This window comes from Dehalococcoidia bacterium (assembly GCA_022451965.1).
Taxonomy (GTDB): domain Bacteria; phylum Chloroflexota; class Dehalococcoidia; order Lucifugimonadales; family Lucifugimonadaceae; genus TMED-70.
This window is the reverse complement of record JAKUNJ010000008.1, coordinates 1-17511: the sequence shown is the minus strand read 5'-3', so window position 1 is coordinate 17511 and position 17511 is coordinate 1. Positions and strand designations below refer to the sequence as shown.

Genomic DNA, 17511 nt, shown 5'->3' with positions numbered 1-17511 from the left:
TAATCTTAAGAAAAGTAAAACTATGAAACCAGATGCAAAACCACTTCCTATTTGTATGACCATTGCAGGTTCTGATTCTGGAGGTGGAGCAGGTATTCAAGCTGACCTAAAAACCTTTGGATCATTAGATTGTTATGGAGTTTCTGCAGTTACTTCTGTAACAGCTCAAAATACTGTAGGCGTCAGTGACATTCATATAATTCCTAACACTGTTTTGAAGAATCAAATAAATTCAATCATAAAAGATATAGGATTTGATGCAGTTAAGACAGGGATGCTTCCTGAAGAGTCTACAGTAATTGATATTGCAAATTTGTTAGGTGAATCGTCTAATCTTCGATTAGTTATTGATCCGGTAATAGTTGCTACATCAGGGGATGTCCTGATTTCCTTAAAGGCTATAAAAGCATTAAAGCAAAAACTATTTCCATTAGCTACTATTATCACTCCAAATTTATCAGAAGCTGAAGAGTTGACTGAAATGAAAATAAAAACTAAAGAAGATATTTATAAAGCGTGTAAAATCTTAAAAAATTATGGCCCAAAATCTGTAGTTATCAAGGGAGGACATTTTTTTAAATCAGATGTGTCTGAAGATGTATTTTATGATGGAAATAAATTTGAATCATTCAGTGTAAAAAGAATAGATACAACTTCAACTCATGGAACTGGTTGTACTTTTTCAGCAGCAATAACAGCATTTCTTGCTAGGGGAGAAGATCTAAAAGATTCAGTAAAATTATCAAAAGAATATGTTACTAAAGCTATTAATAAAGCATATAAAATAGGCAAGGGGAATGGCCCATTAAATCATTTTTTTTAATACTTCTTACATTACACTATAACCACCATCTACAGGAATAGATACTCCATTTACAAAATCTGAAAATTTACTTGAAAGAAAAATAGCAGTTCCTGCCATATCTTCAGGTAATCCCCATCTTTCGGCTGGCGTTCTCCCTGCAATCGTAGCGTATCTTTTTGGATTTACTTTTTTGAATTCATTTGTCATATCTGTCACGATCCAACCAGGAAGTATAGTGTTGATTTGAATATTATATTTAGCCCAAGCAATTGCACAGCTTTTTGTATATTGCACTACTCCACCTTTACTTGCTGCATAAGCTGCAGAATTTGCATTCCCAAAAATAGACATCATTGAACCTATATTTATGATTTTTCCTGATTTATTTTTCTTTAAGTGTGGGAAAACAGCAGAAGTCATATGATGAATTGAATTTAAGTTGGTATCAATAACATCGTCCCAATCATTTTTAGGTAATAGATGAGGCTCATCACTTCTTCTACTTATACCAGCATTGTTTACCAGTACATCTATTTTCCCAAACTTTTCTATTGTAAATTGCATGAGTTTATTTATAGAATTTTGGTCATTCACATCTAAATTAAAAGTTTCGCTGTTTTGACTTATTTTTTTTATTTTTTCAATTGCTGCTTTATTTTTTTCTTCATTTCTTGCAGCAATAATAACTTTTGCACCTTCTTCAGCAAATCCTTCTGAAATACCTAAACCAATCCCTCCATTACCACCTGTAACAATCGCAACTTTATCCTTTAAAATAGAACTACTCATTTTTAACTCCTTTATAATTATAAATTTTCTATCATTATTTCTTTAATTATGTGAACACTTTTTGTTTCTTTTTCTGATAAATATAATTCAAGTTTAATCTTTCCTTTTTTTCTAATTATTTTTGAATTTTCTGGATTTGGAACATAGTTTTTATTTCTAGTGTTTTCTTCAAATGAAACATTATTTTTTATATTCAGATCATAATTATTCATTTGAATTTTACCGTTTATGAATTGTAATAAGTCATGCTCAGTAATTTTCCAATTTATATTTTCTTTAATGAAAACTAAGGTTTCATTTATTAATTCATCCCCATATTTTTCTAATTTATTATTCATCTTCAAGATTTAATTTAAGGCTTCTTTCAAATGACTCTTTATCATTGAGATCAAGGTGAGTCCACTCAGAATTTATTTCAAAAGTTTTTACTAAATCATCATTTCTTCTAAATAAGTCTTTTAAGCCATTTTTATAATTTGAAATTTTTAAGATTTCATTAAAAAAACTTTTTCTGAAAATTAAGGGATGCCCTCTTTTTTTATTATTTATAGGTGAAGAAATAACTGATGAATATTTATTATGAAACTTAATTATTTTTTTATAGAACCAAATTGGTCTAGGTTGATCTACTCCAACTATAATTAGATTTTCTATACCTATATCTAAGGACTTAATACCTTTTATAATTGATGAAGATTTCCCCGAATCATAATCTGGATTATTTATTATTTTAACTTTAGAATTCGAAACCTTAGATCGAATTCTTTCTCCATTATGACCAATAACTAAATAAATTTCTTTACATCCAGACTTTATCAGTGAATTAATTTGATAATTTACTAAGAAGTCTCCGTGCCACATAAGTAGAGATTTAGTTGTGCCCATTCTTGTTGATTTGCCTGCAGCAAGAATCAAGGCTGCAATATCGGATTTCATTTTTTAGTAATTTATTTTTTGAGACTTTGAGATTTTAGCCTTAATCTTATCAATAAATTTTTTATCAAGCATCATAGAATTATTATCTCCACCCAATCTAAAGGATAAAATTTCAGCCATTATTGAGATAGCTATCTCTTCTGGTGTCCTTGCACCTATGCCTAATCCTACAGGTGCCCTTAGCTTACTGAAAGAGTCATCATCAATTCCTTGGGACAATAATTTTTCAATAATTAATATTGTTTTTCTTTTGGATCCTAGTAGGCCTACATATGAAGCATTAGTTGCCAGAGCTCCTTTTGTTGCTGAATCATCATGTTGATGACCTCTTGTTGCAATGACTATAAATGTATTTGCATTTATTTGAAATTTATCAAATCCATCATTATAGGAAGCAACTTTTACTTCATCAGCTTGAGGGAATCTTTCTTCATTTGCAAATTCCTCTCGATCATCAAAAATATTAAGTTCAAAACCAAGTGGTTTAGCTAAATCTCCGAGAGCTTTTGAGATATGGCCTCCACCAGCAATTACAAGTTTAGGAGGGGTAGTAAAAGCTTCGATATATATTCTACAATTTTCGTACTGAATTGTTTTATTTTTACCTAATGCCATTAATTTTCTGGCTTCCATCACAATTTTTTTATCTAAGTCTTTATTAAATAAAATTCCTGTTTGATCACCATTTTCTCTAACTAGGATTTTATTTCCTACCTGTTCTTTGATTTCTGATTCAAGAATTTGGACTAATGCAACTGGTTTACCTCCATTAAATGCCTTATCTATTTCATCTAGAAAGAATTCGAATTCAAGTTTATCTTCTATAGGATCTATCAAAAAATGCATAGTCCCGCCGCAGACTAATCCATCTTGTGCCGCTAGGTCTTCATTTAGCTCATAAGGTCTTACTTCAGCGTTTTCTTCACGCTTGATCTTCTCACTTGAAGCGAACCATATGTCTCCTTCAACACAACCTCCACCTAAGGTCCCTACTCCTGAACCATCTTCTCTAACTAGTAATTTTGCACCTGGTTTTTGGGGAGTAGATCCTTGAGTTCTAGTTACTGTTGAAATTACAAATTTTCTCTTATTTTTAATTTCTTCTATTGCTGCGTCAAATACATCTTTCATATAATTCCTCTAATAATAATTATATAATTTCTTCTAATTAAACTCTATATGGTTCTAGATCTTTCCACTTAGGATTAAGACCAAATCCTGGAATATCAGGAGCGTAAACAAAACCATCTTTAATCACTAATTCATTATCCCATATTTTACCGTGCATTGGATTTACGGTATCTCTGTAATATTCTAAAATTAGTCCATTTGGTATAGCTGATACTAGATGAATATGAACTTCTTGTGCTCCATGAGGAGCAATATCTAAATCATTACTTTGAGCAAGTGCACAAACTTTCATAAATTCGGTAACTCCACCTAGAATTAAACAATCAGGTTGAAGTATATCTACAGCCCTATGATTAATCATATCTCTAAATCCATATCTAGTATATTCATTTTCTCCAGCAGCTACTGGAATTGAGGTTGATCTTGTTATCTCGGCTTGTCCTATATAATCATCTGGCTCAACAGGTTCCTCAAACCAAAAAAGGTCATATTTTTCAGCTTTTCTAGCAAACTCTATAGCTTGATAGTGCCTATAAGCATTATTTGCATCTACCATAAGCTTTACATCATTCCCAATAACTTCTCTACAAACCTTAATTCTTTCTATATCTTCATTTACAGGAAGTGCTCCCACCTTTATTTTTACTGCTCTAGCACCAATTTTTACATTATCTTCCATTTCTTTAGCTAATTCTTTTAATCCTTTACCTTTTTCGTAATATCCACCAGCTATGTATGTATCGACTTTATTTGTAAAACCACCTAAAAGTTTATAAACAGGTAGCCCTGAAACTTTTCCTTTTATGTCCCAAAGTGCTATATCTATTCCAGAAATAATTCTAGTAGTTATTCCTCTTCTACCTACAAGTTTAGGTCTCCACATTTCATGCCATATTCTTTCATTATCAAGAGGATCTAAACCAATTATTCCTTTTTTAAAATGATCTATTAGCTCTCTTCCTACACTTGGAGAGACATCAATGCTGGCTGCTATACCAATACCTGTAATATCTTTTTCATCAGTCTTGATTTCAACAATATTGAGTACATTATGTGTGTATGTATATAGACCATTTGTTATGGGAGTAGCTCTTTCCCACCTATAAATTTTTAGGTTTACATCAGTAATTTTCATTTTATTTGTCCCATTATTAGTTTTTTATGAAATAATTATTTTAGAAAGTTTAAACCTTTTCTTACGTCACGTAAATGTGTAATATAAATTTCATTGAAGTAAAGAGAAGAATTTAAAATAAGGGGTCCGTAGCTCAGTGGTCAGAGCAGTCGGCTCATAACCGATTGGTCGCAGGTTCAAATCCTGCCGGACCCACCATAAATAGGGGGATTTATGAAAGCAGCTCAAATAACAGGATTCAGGAAAGTTGAAATTACTGATATTCCTGATTTAGGTGAATTAAAGGATGGAGAAGTAAGATTCAAGACCGATTGTATATCAGTCTGCGGATCAGATATACATAGTTCTTTTGAAAAAGTTTTACCTGAAGAAGACTACCCGCTACCGCCTGGAATGCCTATTCATGAAGTTGCTGGAGTTGCAGTTGAATCTAAAGATGAAAGATATCCCGTTGGGACAAGGGCAATTATAATACCAAATTATAGAAAGCCAGATGGTAGTATTGGGACAGGGGGAGCAGTTGAATATTTAGACCAAAATCATGAAAGAATAATTAAGCTTCCGGATTGGGGAGATTTAGAAGATTGGATTATGCTTCAGCATTCAGGAACTGTGCTTTATTCAGCCAAACATTGGGGTAATATATTTGGTAAATCAATAGCAATTTTAGGTCAAGGGGGAATTGGTCTTTCATTTACTATGCTTGCCTCTAAACAGGGGGCTTCTGAAATTGTTGGCATAGACAAACATGATTATAGATTAGATAAAAGTATTTCACTTGGAGCTACAAAATCTATAAAATATGAATCTTTGGAAAATCTAATTGAAAGATCTGAAGAAGTAACAAATGGCGAACTATTTGATATTGTTGTTGATGCTTCAGGAAATGAAGCTGGATTTAATACATGTCTAAATATAATAAAGAATGAAGGAAAATTTATTACATTTAGCATAGTTACTGATGATATGGTTGAGTTTGAACATAGTTTGATGTTGAGAAAAAATTTAGATATACATTCTACTCAAATTGCTACAACTCCAGAGCCTATTGCTGAAATTAGAGAGCTTGTTGCTCTAGCTGAAAGAGGATGGTGGGATCCTAAATCTTTGAAAACTGGAGTCTCAGACTTAAAAGATCTTCAAAAGGCCTTTGAAGAATATGCTGAACAAAAAAATAACGTAATTAAAAATGTAGTTAGATTTAATCCCTAAGACCCGAATCTTTCAGTGTAAATCTTACTATTTAGAAATATTTTTTGAACTATTTCTGATGCATTTTCAACAAAATAATCTGAGCCGCATATATAGATTTCGTATTTTAATAATTCATCTAATTTATTAAAATCTTTTTTTGATATTCTTTCAGTTCCAATTCCATTTATACCTGATTTTTCTCTAGTTACAAAAGGATGATATTCAGAATTATTTTGCTTTGAAAAGTCACTGTAATTTACTAGACCATCAAAAGTCTTAGACCAATGAAATAATTTATAATTTTTTTTCTCATAATCTAGGAATTTAGTCATTGATAAAAAGGGGGCAATTCCAGAACCTGAACAAATAAAAATCGGAAGCGATTCGTTTCTTAATATGAATCTTAATCCTATTGGTCTTGATATAAGAACCTTATCTCCTATCATTGAATGATCAAAGAAAAAGGTTGAAACTTCGCCATTTGAAATTTTTTCAATTAGAAATCTAACATAATTTGAGTTTGGTTCTGAAGCTATTGAGTAAGGCCGAATTGCTTGATATCCATTATCTGCAGTTAAGCAAATTTCAGAATATTGACCGGGTACATGACTATTCCAATTCTCAACTTTAAATTCTACAAAGCACAACTCAGAGTTAATTATTTTTTTATTAATAATCTTGGATTGATGAAAGTAATTATTATTCATTTATCCTGAATATCTTTGCTCTTTCCATGGATCACCATACATATGGTATCCGTAATTTTCCCAAAATCCAGCTTTATCAGAATCCATGAAAATAATTTTATCGAACCATTTTGCAGATTTCCAAAAATACAAATGAGGGACTATCAATCTTATTGGACCTCCATGTTCAGGAGATATTGGTTCATCATCATAAGAATAAGAAATAATTGTATTTTCTAAGAGAAGATCTTTAGTTGGAACATTTGTTGTATATCCAGTCGAAGATCCAGTCATAGTCCAATCTGTCGGAGGAACGATATCAATTTCTTCAAATAATTTTTTTACAGAAACTCCTGACCAATTCATGTCAAACTTAGTCCATCTTGTGACACAATGTATATCTTCAGTTATTTTCTTTTGTTCTAAGCTTTTTAATAAATTCCAGTCAATTTTAGCTAACTCTTCATTTTTATTAAGAATTGTTAGGTTCCAATTTTCAATTTCTATTTTAGGAGTTGGCTCAGCTGATAAAACAGGGAATCTGTTTTCAATGTATTGACCAGGGGGTACTCTATCATTATTTTCTTTTTTACCAAAAAAACCTCTTGTTACCAATTTGTAAAACTCCCATCTTCCCTCGATAATCTTGGTGAGAATGCTGTTGGATCAACTCTCATTGATTCAGCAACATCCATGTCTATATCTACTCCTAGACCAGGCGTATCTGGGCACCAGGAATAGCCATCTTGCCATTCTATTTGTTTTGGAAAAAGATTCTGCGCATAAGTACCAGGTGCTTTAGGCATTTCTTGTACACCTACATTGCTTGATGCCATACATAAACTGACACATGCAGCGGCTGATACTGGACCTAGAGGATTATGTGGAACAATATTAATATAGTGTGTTTCAGCCCAATGAGTAATTTTTAATGCCTCAGTTAATCCTCCAACAATACATAAATCAATCCTAGCATAGTCAATTAACTCATTTTCTATAACTTCTCTGAAAGGCCATTTAGAAGACCATTGTTCACCTGCCGCAATTGGGAGATTTAATTTATTTCTTATATGATGATAGGATCCAGGATTTTCAGATCTTATTGGATCTTCAATAAAGAAAGGCTTCAAGGGTTCTAGGTCCTTACACATTTCTATAACTTCAGGTGGGTCTAGCCTGGTATGGACATCAAAGGTTATCTCTGGCTCATATCCAAATTTTTCTCGAACTTTCTGCATTATTTCAACAGCAACTTTTATTGATTTTCTTGGTTCTAAAATTTCAGATTCTAAATCATTGATAAAGTTACTAGGTTGATGCCATCTTAGAAATTTCCAGCCTTTATTTAAGTGAGTTTCGCATTCCTCTAGAAATTCCTTAATAGAATTTCCTTGAGTATGTGGATAGCAAATAACCTTTTCTCTGTAGGGGCCACCAAGCAATTTATAAACTGGCATATCTACAGATTTAGCCTTGATATCCCAAAGAGCTATATCAATTGCAGAAATTGCACATGAGTAAACTTTATCAGCAGGGAAAAATGAGGAACGAAACATTATTTGCCATAATCTTTCAGTTTCCCATGGATCGGAACCTATCACTATTTCGCTAAGATGATCTATAGCTTTACCAATAGCGTTTCCTTGTCTTGCAATTCCAACTTCACCTAGACCATGAATGCCCTTATCTGTATCAATTTTTACGAAAAAATAAACTTTTCCTTCTTCATCCATAATGGGAATATTTGTTATTTTTGTTACTTTCAATTTCTAATTTTCCTTTTCTGATTTTTCCACTTTACCTCATTTTTTTCAAAATCATGAATATATAATCCTGCGCCTTTTCTTCTACCCCATGGGGCTTTAGGTATTCTATTGATTTTTTGATTTTTTAGTTCAGATAATGATTTTTCATCAATAATTAAACCAATTCCAGGTGTATCATCTAGAAATAAATAACCATCTGAAATATTATCATTCCACTTAGAATATGCTTTTTCTCTTCCAGGATCAACCACTTCCATCATCACATGATTAGGAATTGATGTAGCAATATGAGCATTATAATTTCCAATACAATTCATTGTTGTAACAGGAATTTCGTATGCGTAAGCTAGGTTACTTATTTGCCTTAATCCTGTAACTCCTGATTGATAACTACTTACATTTAATATATCTGCAGCTTGATTACTGATCAAGGAATAAAAGTCACCTACATTATTCAGATTTTCCCCAGTGGATACAGCTGCTTTAATATTATCTGAAACCATCTTGAGCCCTTTGTAATCCCACCTTCTTACAGGTTCTTCTGCCCAGAAAATATCAAACTTTTCTTCAATTTTATTAATACTTTGAATAGCTTTTTTTACAGACCAATATTCATTAGAGTCAATCATAATTCTAGGTCTTTTTGTAATTTTAGATAAGGCATCATAGACAATTCCAATCCTTCTTAGATCATCTTTTAATGAAATTCCAATTTTTACTTTGGCTGAATCAACCCCTTTATCTGCCATTTTAGAGAAAAAAGTGTAAAGTTCTTCATCTGTAAGATTATATCCAATATCAGAGGCATAAATTTTACATTTTGGATCACTTGAACCGAGTGTTTTCCATAACGGCTCAGAATTTATTTTTGCCTTTAGGTCCCAAAGTGCGATATCTATTGCAGATAACGCAGAATGAGCCTCTCCTTCATCTCCTTGTTTAAACACAAAATCTATCATCTTTTTCCAAATTGAAAAAACTTCTCTAGGATCTTTTCCTTCTAATAATGGGAAAAATTCTTTTACACGATCACTTCCTAATGGTGCAATACCAGTTATACCTTCATCAGTTTCAATTCTTAATATATTCGAATATATTAAGTCATCTCCTGATGGACCATTAGAATCACCCAATGGACGATCCATGATTTCTTTATATTTTTCTAATTTATAATCAATAATCTTCATTTTGATTGTCCCTTAATTATTTCTTCCTTAGAGGGAGGTATTTCGTAGAGTCCAGCTCCGAGTCTTCTTCCAAATGGACTTGGGCCAGCTTTTTGTGACACAGATTTTACTTTGTGCTTAGTAAGTTCTTCATAATTTATATCAACACCTAAACCGGGTTTATTACCAACTAGTGCATATCCATCTTTGATTATTACATCAGATGAAAAAACTTTTGTTTCTGGCTCTGGATGAGGGACTTCAATTGTAATGCAATTTGGAATAGCATTGGCTATATGTGCATGAATAATTCCATATGAACCTCCTAATGTAACAGGTAATTCAAGTGCATAAGCTGCATCAGCTATTTGCATTGCACCTGTAATTCCAGTCATGCCATGACTAACTTGAATTACATCTGCAGATCTATGATGAAAATAAGGAAGAAAATCTCCTAGAGTATCAAGATTCTCCCCAGCACATACAGGTGTTTTGATTGAATCTGAAACTTTTTTCAAGCCTAAGAAATCCCATCTTCGAGCAGGCTCTTCAATCCATCCTAATGAGAACCTTTCTTCCATTTCTGATATTTTTCTTATTGTTTGCTTAGGTGACCAATACTCATTAGAGTCGACATAAAGAATAGGATTATCACAATTTTTAGATAGAGCTTTCTCCATTAATTCAAGCCTCCTAAGGTCTGAGTCTTGATCAAGTCCAACTTTTAATTTACCTGCTTTAAAGCCAAATTCATCTGACATTTTTGTATACCACTCAAATAAATCATCATCACTAATTGGAAGGGCAATATCTGAGGCATAAACATTAACTTTTTCATTATTGCCACCTAGTGTTTTCCACAGAGGTTCACCGTTTATCTTTGCCTTAAGATCCCACAATGCAACATCCACAACAGATATTGCCTCATTAGCTATTCCATCATGGCCGCCCTTAAAAAATTTTTCAATCATTTTTTTCCATGTACTCATTACTGCTTTTGGATCATTGTTTATAAGAATTTCTTCAAAAATTGAATTAATTTGGGGGATTGAATTTTGACCACCTAAAGAAATACCTCTAAGCCCTTCGTCTGTAATGATTTCAACTACACAGCTACTTGCTTTTTTTCTACCCATTGGAGAGTTAGCATCTCCCATAATTCTGTCTAAATTATACTCAATCAATGTAGTTTTTAGTTTTTTTATTTTCATTTGAATATTTTTTTATAAGTTTTAGTATTATCTTGATTCAAATATTTAGGGAATTTTAGAATGAAAATGTATATTATTTAAAAATGAACAATTCTCTAAAAATATATATAAATTATTATGACATACTAAGTAAGATTTTTTTTCTTGGATTGGTCTTTTTTGCCATTTTATTTTACATTCTCAATACATCTCAAATTTTTGCTGAGGAAGAAACTGATACCACGATATTTATTGCTTATGATACAGATAACTTAAATGATAATGAAGATTATAAGACTTCAAAAGATATTATTCTTCAAATAGCTAACTACTATTCAATTAAAGAAAACGTATCTGTAATTATTCAAAGTTATGGTTCTATGAATGGTGAAAGATTAAAAATTGATGAAGAAAATGTAGATTTATCTATAGAAGAATTTTTATTTAGAATAGATAAAAAGTTAGATTCAGATAACCCTAATCATTATCTAGCAATATCTGATGGTTTTACACAAATAGCAGAAAATAAAAATGTTTCTAACTCAAAATTTTATTTAATATCTCCACTGAAAACAGGAACTCTAGAGGATTCATCAAATATAAAGTTAAATAATTTAGCAGACTTATATCAATCTTCTGAAATTACATTAAATGTAATGTCTATGCCATCTTCATTAGCTGAAAATAGAGAATTCTTTTCTAAAATATCAGCTCAAACTAATGGTGATTTTATAGATTTTGGCTCTAATAAATCTTTTACAGATTTTATAAAGATATTCTTAGATGAGCCTATTCTTTTAGTTGATACGAATTTAGATTCTAAGCCTCTTTCAAATTTTATAAATGTCGCTCCTACAGTTGAAAAATTGAGAATAGGAATCTATAGGCAAGACATTGAAACAAAAATTTCTCTAATAACTCCTTCAGGTACCGAATTAGAGGAAAACTCGGATTATAATTTTTGGGAGTTAGACAAAATAGTATTTTTAGACATTAATAATCCAGATTCAGGAACATGGACAATCATAACAAATGGATCATTAGGTAAATATGAAATTTACACAGATTCATCAAATCCACTAGAATTGAGAACATATGGTGAAAAAATTTATCCTATAAATTCTGAAATTATACTTGAAGTTGGTGCTTATATAGATAATGAATTGTTGAATATTTCAGATGCTGAACTCCAAGTCAGAATTAGAGATTTCGAAGGTATTGAAACTATTCAAATAATGAGTGATATTGGTCAAAAAGGAGACAGAGTTGCTTCTGATGGAATATATACTGCAAAATTACCAAGCATATCTAAACAATCAGTAGTTGATATTGAGTATATTTTGCAATGGAAAAATCTTTCAACTCCAGTAATTAAGAAAGATCAAATTAAGATTGAATATTATCCTGAAATCAAAATCACTGAAATTAATGATCTGTCTGGTAAATCAAACCAAGAAATAAAAGTATTAAAATTACAAACTTCTGTAAATACTTATCCTTTTTTAGTTACCCCTGAGGAAATAAAGCTGAGTCTAGATGAATCAATAAATCATTTAAAATTTAGAGTAGAACCCATAAAAATACCAGATTCAGATAAATCTTATGAATTTAATATTTATGCATTATCTGAGATAAAAACTAAAGATGAGACTTCGATTGGGATTAATCTCAGTACAATTTTCTTAGATCAACAATATACTTCTGAACCAATTCTTATCTCTATAACTACTAATACAAATTTTCTATATATATTTGGCCTAAGATACTATTATTGGTTCCTAATATTGATAGCCGTAGTGATTATTTCTATTCTAGTTCTAAATTTCACAAGAAGAGCAAAAATTTATGGTTTCATGACAGATGTAGATAATAATATAATAGTCGATTTTTCACAAATAAAGAGAAATTCAATCCTTAAGATGATTCATCCTAAAAGAATATATTTTAAAAATATAAGTGAGCTTCCATATCAAGGCGGATTTTTTGAATTTTTTGAAAACGAAATATTTATAAATGTAATTCCTTCTGAAAAAGATCCAAGCATTAGATTAAACTCTGTACCAATTATAGGCAGGCATTCCATTTCTGATGGAAAGTGGATAGGTTCAACAGGAAAGCAAGTGAGGTTTATGAAAGAAATACCTTACATGAACATCTAAACTTATTTTTCCATTATTCTAATTGTGTTAATAGATGTCCCTCTTTGTTGATCGGTTGCAGGATTTCTATATCTTATTTTTTTTACAACATCCATTCCTGATATAACTTTTCCAAAAACAGCATGACAAGATACATTCATATTAACACATTCTTTAGGGTTATTATTTCCATCAAATGCATCTAAAAATGGCACGGGTTCAAAAGTAATAAAAAACTGACTTCCATTAGAGTTGTACCCAGAATTAGCCATCGATACTATACCTTCTGAATTATGTCTCAGGTCTACATGAAATTCATCATCAAATTTATAACCTGGATTACCCATTCCGGTACCAGAGGGATCTCCACCTTGAGCCATAAAACCAGGTATTACTCTATGAAAAGTTGTATCGTCATAATATCCAATAGTTGATAAATTAATAAAGTTTTCAACTGTAAATGGTACTTTATCGTCAAAAAGTAAAATTTCAAATGATCCTACTTCCGTATCAAAAATTGCTGAATATTCTTTAGTTTGATCTATATTACCTGATGGAGGAGAAGGATTGCTACTTTTTGATAAATTTATTGTTTCATCATTATCTGAGCAAGAAATGATTATTATTGAAAATAAAACTATGAAATATGTCATAAGTATATTTCTTGAAAACATTGTAATTTTTTTCTTCATATCAAACTCCTATAATATAAATAATAAATTATAAGTTTTAATTATGGTTAAAAATAAAAAAAATATTCAAGCATCTTTTTTAGGTAAGATTGATTATTTTGAAGCAATTAAGCTTCAAGAAAAAATAAACTTATTAGTTCAAAAAAAAGAACAAAATGAACATATTTTATTTTTAGAACATGATAATGTAGTAACTTTTGGTTCTCAAGAAAAAATTTCCGAAATAGAGATTGAAAGATTAAACTTAAGTTATGATGATATTCTTTTTGTTAAATCTTCAAGAGGAGGTCAAATTACAGCTCATAACCCTGGACAAATAATTTGTTATCCCATAATTAATATAAAAAATTATTTTTCGGGTATTTTGGAGTATGTAGAATTTCTTGAAAGAGTAATAATTGAAACTTTATCTAAGTATAAATTATTTGCTCACACTGTAAAAAAAAGAAGAGGAATTTGGATCAATGGAGATCCCAATGAAAAATATGATGAAGATGTAAACCCTAAAGGTCAAAAAATTGCTGCAATAGGACTAAAGATTATAAAAAATATTTCTATGCATGGATTTGCTTTAAATATCAATAATGATATGAGTATTTTTAAGAAAATAACACCTTGTGGGATGCCAAATTTAGAAATATCTTCTCTATCAAATATCACAGGAAAAAAATATAATTTAGAGGATATTTCTTTAGAAATAATTGATACTATGAATAGATTATTAAATTCAAAAATAAAGTTAGAAATAAATTAATGGGAAAAACTCTTAGTACATATGAATACCTCCAATGCTCTCTAACTGGAGATACTTTTTCTAACGATATTCCAAGAAGATTGAGCCCTTCTTCTCAAAAGCCATTACTGGCACGATACAATCTTGATAAAGCAAAAAAAACTATGACAAAAGATGTACTTAAGAGCAGAAGAAACGATATGTGGAAGTATGAAGAAATACTGCCTATTTTCGATGAGCATAATATTGTTAGTTTAGGAGAAGGCAACACACCTTTGATGAAAATGAATAATCTTTCAAAATTTCTGAAAATTGACAATCTTTATGTCAAGGACGAGAGTAATAACCCAACAGGCTCATTCAAAGCTAGAGGTTTATCAGCTGCAATATCTAAAGCTAAAGAATTTGGTATTGAAGGAATAGTTATGCCATCGGCAGGAAATGCTGCGGGAGCTATGTCTGCCTATGCAGCAAAATCAAAAATGTCTGCTAATGTTTTTATGCCTAAGGATGCGCCTTTGGCAAATAAGATGGAATGTATAGCATTTGGAGCTAAAGTTGAGTTAGTAAATGGTTTTATTTCAGATGCAGGTAAAGCATCAGCAGAAGCCGCTGAAAAATATGATTTGTTTGATATTTCAACTCTCAAGGAACCATTCCGAGTTGAGGGTAAGAAAACAATGGGATTAGAAATAATAGAACAATTATGTTGGGAAGTACCAGATGTGATTATTTATCCAACTGGTGGAGGAACAGGAATAGTTGGAATATGGAAGGCTATAAATGAATTAGAAGAAATGGGTATGATAGATAATAAAAAACCTAAAATGATATGTGTACAAGCAGAAGGTTGTTCTCCATTAGTTGATGCATTTGAAAAAGATGAAGAGTATGCCACGCCATTTGTTAACCCCAAGACTCTAGCTGCAGGTATGAGAGTTCCTTTAGCCGTAGGAGATTTTATAATTTTTAATATCTTAAAACAAAGTAATGGAACTGCAATCAGAATTAATGATCAAGAAATGCTTGAAGGTGTTTCACTTTTGTCAAAGGAGGAAGGAATATTTGCTGCCCCAGAAGGAGGAGCTGTACTTATTGCAACAAAAAAGTTAAGGGATAATGGATTTATTAAGGATGATGATAAGGTTGTTGTAGTTAATACTGGATCTGCTTATAAATATTTAGATGCTATGCAGAAAAAATTTTGGGATGACTAAGGTTCTTTACCGTCCCATTCAATTACATGACTTGATATTCCATCTGGATATTTTGAAGAGTATTCATCTATAAGTATACCCATAATTACTGAATTATATCTTTGACCATTTTTAGGTCTACTTTTTCTAAAAGTTCCTTCATGAATAAAACCTATTTTCTTGAACAGATTTACGGCATTTATATTAAATTCTGGAATATCAACCCAAGCTCTGTACATACCAAGGTTTAAGAAGCTATGCTCTAGCAAAGCTAATGCTGCTTCAGTACCATATCCCTTGTGCCAAACAGATTTATCTCCAATTAGAACTGATAACTGAGCATCTCCTAGTGACTCATCAATAGATAATTGAGCTTCTCCTATATGATTATCATTCAAATATATGGAAAATATAGATCTATGAGGTTCATGATGAGGATCATGAAAAACCTCGTTCCATTCTGCTTCTGTGGCATCTAACATTTTGTTAGGTTCATAGCCAAGGTGTGCAGTCTCATTATAAGTATATCTTCCAAACCAATTTTCATATACATCTTTATCTTCTAGCCAATCAATTAATCTAGGTATATCAGCTCTGGTTACGTTCCTAAGATTAATAATGTCGTTTTTTTTCATAAATTTGCCTTAGATGCAGTGTTGCATTATTATTTACCTTTTATAAGATTATAGTAAATTGTAGAAAATAAAAAAAAAGATTTAAAGGGGATAATTATGGCTGATTGGAAAATGGAAGCAGAGATAGAATATTGTGTACCATGTGGTTATGCTAATTTAGCTGCTTGGATGACAAGTGAACTATTTCAAGCTGCAGGAACTGCAATTGCAATATCTTTGAAACCAGGTACAGCCGGAGCTTTTAAGGTAACTGTAGATGGTGAAGTAATGTGGGATAAAAAATCTCAAGGAAAGTCACCAGATATAATGGAAGCTAAAGAGTTGAAAGCAAAGGTAATTAACAAATTAGAATCTCTATCTAAAGTCTAATCATAAAATAAAGTATTATTTATTAGTAAATTTCAGGAGATTTACATTAAATGAGTCAACATTATTTAACTGAATATAGTTTGTTGCTTTTGTTCGTATCATTATCAGTTGCAGTTCCAATAGGAATGTTAGCAACTGCAAAACTAGGTACAAAGTTTGGAGTAACACCAAGTAGAGAAACTAAGATTAAAAAATCTGCATATGAAGGAGGTCATCCTGCATTCAGTGAAAAACCTTCATTATTCAGCTTTGGTTACTTTTACTATGCACTTCTTTTTGTAGCTTTTGATGTTGAAACCATTTTGATATTTCCATGGGCCGTAAGTCATGGTTACATAACTAATGTTTGGGGATTATTACCTTTTGTTGGTATATTAGTTTTCTTAACAGTGCTTACAGTTTCATTTATTTATGTTTGGTTGAAAGGATGTTTAGAATGGATAAAATAGAAAGAGTTCCACTAGATTTATCAACTAAAGATCTAGATAGAGAAGAGGGTGGACTAATAAACTCAATGAAATCGACTCATGTTTCTCCTTTCCCTGAACCTATTATCAATAATGATGATTTAGATAAAAATGTAGTTGTTTCTTCTGTCGATCAACTACTAAACTGGGCTAGAAAATCAAGCTTATTTCCTCTTCAATTTGGACTAGCATGTTGTGCTTTTGAAATGATAGCTACTGCAATGAGTAGATTTGATATTTCAAGATTTGGAATGGAAGTTTTTAGAGCTACACCTCGACAGGCAGATCTTATGATTGTTGCAGGCACTGTAACTTGGAAAATGGCGGTTCCTCTTAGAAGACTTTATGATCAGATGGCTGAACCAAAATGGGTGATTTCAATGGGTGTATGTGCTACTTCAGGCGGTCCTTATTATGAAAGCTATTCGGTTGTACCAGGTGTAAATCATATTGTTCCTGTAGATGTTTATGTACCAGGATGTC

The 17511-nt window shown here is 31.4% G+C and carries 20 protein-coding genes and 1 tRNA gene; 9 read left to right on the top strand and 12 right to left on the bottom strand.

Going from position 1 to position 17511, the window contains the following annotated elements; genetic code table 11:
- Positions 1-22 precede the first annotated feature (22 nt).
- On the top strand, positions 23-823 hold the full coding sequence (gene thiD, locus MK083_05440) for a bifunctional hydroxymethylpyrimidine kinase/phosphomethylpyrimidine kinase (GenBank protein MCH2673898.1): 801 nt from the start codon (positions 23-25) through the stop codon (positions 821-823).
- Positions 824-829: 6 nt separating this feature from the next.
- Here thiD and MK083_05435 read toward each other — a convergent pair whose 3' ends face one another.
- Genes MK083_05435 through MK083_05415 form a run of 5 tightly spaced genes read right to left on the bottom strand, consistent with a single transcriptional unit; the run spans position 830 to position 4796 of the window.
- Entirely contained in the window at positions 830-1594 is a 765-nt protein-coding gene (locus tag MK083_05435; protein ID MCH2673897.1) for a glucose 1-dehydrogenase, read from the bottom strand.
- Positions 1595-1611: 17 nt separating this feature from the next.
- On the bottom strand, positions 1612-1932 hold the full coding sequence (locus MK083_05430) for a hypothetical protein (GenBank protein MCH2673896.1): 321 nt from the start codon (positions 1930-1932) through the stop codon (positions 1612-1614).
- The gene (locus tag MK083_05425; protein MCH2673895.1) at positions 1925-2530 is read right to left on the bottom strand and encodes a nucleotidyltransferase family protein; all 606 of its coding nucleotides are present in this window, start codon (positions 2528-2530) and stop codon (positions 1925-1927) included. The genes MK083_05430 and MK083_05425 overlap by 8 nt, the downstream gene beginning before the upstream one ends.
- A gap of 3 nt (positions 2531-2533) precedes the next feature.
- Complete coding sequence (locus MK083_05420; GenBank protein MCH2673894.1) at positions 2534-3661, bottom strand: XdhC family protein; 1128 nt, start codon at positions 3659-3661, stop codon at positions 2534-2536.
- A 37-nt stretch (positions 3662-3698) separates the two neighbouring features.
- Positions 3699-4796, bottom strand: coding sequence for a mandelate racemase/muconate lactonizing enzyme family protein (locus MK083_05415; protein ID MCH2673893.1), 1098 nt, complete (start codon positions 4794-4796; stop codon positions 3699-3701).
- A 122-nt stretch (positions 4797-4918) separates the two neighbouring features.
- On the opposite strand from MK083_05415, the gene MK083_05410 reads away from it, so the two are divergent.
- Positions 4919-4994: transfer RNA gene (locus MK083_05410), tRNA-Ile, on the top strand.
- Between the two features lie 15 nt (positions 4995-5009).
- On the top strand, positions 5010-6008 hold the full coding sequence (locus tag MK083_05405; GenBank protein ID MCH2673892.1) for a zinc-binding dehydrogenase: 999 nt from the start codon (positions 5010-5012) through the stop codon (positions 6006-6008).
- On the opposite strand, the gene MK083_05400 is transcribed toward MK083_05405, so the two are convergent.
- From MK083_05400 to MK083_05380, 5 genes are read right to left on the bottom strand one after another with little or no spacing between them, the layout of a single operon-like run.
- Positions 6005-6697, bottom strand: a complete 693-nt coding sequence (locus MK083_05400) for an FAD-binding oxidoreductase (protein MCH2673891.1) — start codon at positions 6695-6697, stop codon at positions 6005-6007. The two genes, MK083_05405 and MK083_05400, sit on opposite strands and share 4 nt — an antisense overlap.
- Entirely contained in the window at positions 6698-7291 is a 594-nt protein-coding gene (locus tag MK083_05395; protein MCH2673890.1) for a molybdopterin-dependent oxidoreductase, read from the bottom strand. It abuts the gene before it with no gap.
- A complete protein-coding gene (locus MK083_05390; protein ID MCH2673889.1) occupies positions 7285-8442 on the bottom strand; it encodes a mandelate racemase/muconate lactonizing enzyme family protein in 1158 nt (385 codons plus the stop codon). Before MK083_05390 ends, MK083_05395 begins: the two co-directional genes overlap by 7 nt.
- The gene (locus tag MK083_05385; protein ID MCH2673888.1) at positions 8439-9629 is read right to left on the bottom strand and encodes a mandelate racemase/muconate lactonizing enzyme family protein; all 1191 of its coding nucleotides are present in this window, start codon (positions 9627-9629) and stop codon (positions 8439-8441) included. The genes MK083_05390 and MK083_05385 overlap by 4 nt, the downstream gene beginning before the upstream one ends.
- The gene (locus MK083_05380; protein ID MCH2673887.1) at positions 9626-10819 is read right to left on the bottom strand and encodes a mandelate racemase/muconate lactonizing enzyme family protein; all 1194 of its coding nucleotides are present in this window, start codon (positions 10817-10819) and stop codon (positions 9626-9628) included. The genes MK083_05385 and MK083_05380 overlap by 4 nt, the downstream gene beginning before the upstream one ends.
- An 83-nt stretch (positions 10820-10902) precedes the next feature.
- Here MK083_05380 and MK083_05375 point away from each other — a divergent pair, with 83 nt between their 5' ends.
- The gene (locus tag MK083_05375) at positions 10903-12957 is read left to right on the top strand and encodes a hypothetical protein (GenBank protein MCH2673886.1); all 2055 of its coding nucleotides are present in this window, start codon (positions 10903-10905) and stop codon (positions 12955-12957) included.
- 2 nt (positions 12958-12959) lie between these two features.
- Here MK083_05375 and MK083_05370 read toward each other — a convergent pair whose 3' ends face one another.
- Positions 12960-13628 carry a peptidylprolyl isomerase gene (locus MK083_05370; GenBank protein MCH2673885.1) on the bottom strand — a complete coding sequence of 223 codons (669 nt, stop codon included), beginning with the start codon at positions 13626-13628 and terminating at the stop codon, positions 12960-12962.
- A gap of 43 nt (positions 13629-13671) precedes the next feature.
- On the opposite strand from MK083_05370, the gene lipB reads away from it, so the two are divergent.
- Positions 13672-14382: a lipoyl(octanoyl) transferase LipB gene (lipB, locus tag MK083_05365; protein MCH2673884.1), complete on the top strand. Its 711-nt coding sequence runs from the start codon at positions 13672-13674 to the stop codon at positions 14380-14382.
- The gene (locus tag MK083_05360) at positions 14382-15578 is read left to right on the top strand and encodes a threonine synthase (GenBank protein ID MCH2673883.1); all 1197 of its coding nucleotides are present in this window, start codon (positions 14382-14384) and stop codon (positions 15576-15578) included. The genes lipB and MK083_05360 overlap by 1 nt, the downstream gene beginning before the upstream one ends.
- Here the strand turns inward: MK083_05360 and MK083_05355 are convergent.
- The gene (locus MK083_05355) at positions 15575-16192 is read right to left on the bottom strand and encodes a GNAT family N-acetyltransferase (GenBank protein MCH2673882.1); all 618 of its coding nucleotides are present in this window, start codon (positions 16190-16192) and stop codon (positions 15575-15577) included. The genes MK083_05360 and MK083_05355 overlap by 4 nt on opposite strands.
- A 96-nt stretch (positions 16193-16288) precedes the next feature.
- On the opposite strand from MK083_05355, the gene MK083_05350 reads away from it, so the two are divergent.
- From MK083_05350 to MK083_05340, 3 genes are all read left to right on the top strand, one after another.
- A complete protein-coding gene (locus tag MK083_05350) occupies positions 16289-16561 on the top strand; it encodes an Rdx family protein (GenBank protein ID MCH2673881.1) in 273 nt (90 codons plus the stop codon).
- Between the two features lie 50 nt (positions 16562-16611).
- Entirely contained in the window at positions 16612-17010 is a 399-nt protein-coding gene (locus MK083_05345) for an NADH-quinone oxidoreductase subunit A (GenBank protein ID MCH2673880.1), read from the top strand.
- Between the two features lie 65 nt (positions 17011-17075).
- Positions 17076-17511: NADH-quinone oxidoreductase subunit B (locus tag MK083_05340; GenBank protein ID MCH2673879.1), on the top strand; the 436-nt coding region annotated here is incomplete at its 3' end.

Coding starts and splice junctions, on each gene's coding strand:
- thiD (MCH2673898.1), top strand. CDS start 23: ATGAAACCAGATGCAAAACCACTTCCTATTTGTATGACCATTGCAGGT.
- MK083_05435 (MCH2673897.1), bottom strand. CDS start 1,594: ATGAGTAGTTCTATTTTAAAGGATAAAGTTGCGATTGTTACAGGTGGT.
- MK083_05430 (MCH2673896.1), bottom strand. CDS start 1,932: ATGAATAATAAATTAGAAAAATATGGGGATGAATTAATAAATGAAACC.
- MK083_05425 (MCH2673895.1), bottom strand. CDS start 2,530: ATGAAATCCGATATTGCAGCCTTGATTCTTGCTGCAGGCAAATCAACA.
- MK083_05420 (MCH2673894.1), bottom strand. CDS start 3,661: ATGAAAGATGTATTTGACGCAGCAATAGAAGAAATTAAAAATAAGAGA.
- MK083_05415 (MCH2673893.1), bottom strand. CDS start 4,796: ATGAAAATTACTGATGTAAACCTAAAAATTTATAGGTGGGAAAGAGCT.
- MK083_05405 (MCH2673892.1), top strand. CDS start 5,010: ATGAAAGCAGCTCAAATAACAGGATTCAGGAAAGTTGAAATTACTGAT.
- MK083_05400 (MCH2673891.1), bottom strand. CDS start 6,697: ATGAATAATAATTACTTTCATCAATCCAAGATTATTAATAAAAAAATA.
- MK083_05385 (MCH2673888.1), bottom strand. CDS start 9,629: ATGAAGATTATTGATTATAAATTAGAAAAATATAAAGAAATCATGGAT.
- MK083_05380 (MCH2673887.1), bottom strand. CDS start 10,819: ATGAAAATAAAAAAACTAAAAACTACATTGATTGAGTATAATTTAGAC.
- MK083_05375 (MCH2673886.1), top strand. CDS start 10,903: ATGAACAATTCTCTAAAAATATATATAAATTATTATGACATACTAAGT.
- MK083_05370 (MCH2673885.1), bottom strand. CDS start 13,628: ATGAAGAAAAAAATTACAATGTTTTCAAGAAATATACTTATGACATAT.
- lipB (MCH2673884.1), top strand. CDS start 13,672: ATGGTTAAAAATAAAAAAAATATTCAAGCATCTTTTTTAGGTAAGATT.
- MK083_05360 (MCH2673883.1), top strand. CDS start 14,382: ATGGGAAAAACTCTTAGTACATATGAATACCTCCAATGCTCTCTAACT.
- MK083_05355 (MCH2673882.1), bottom strand. CDS start 16,192: ATGAAAAAAAACGACATTATTAATCTTAGGAACGTAACCAGAGCTGAT.
- MK083_05350 (MCH2673881.1), top strand. CDS start 16,289: ATGGCTGATTGGAAAATGGAAGCAGAGATAGAATATTGTGTACCATGT.
- MK083_05345 (MCH2673880.1), top strand. CDS start 16,612: ATGAGTCAACATTATTTAACTGAATATAGTTTGTTGCTTTTGTTCGTA.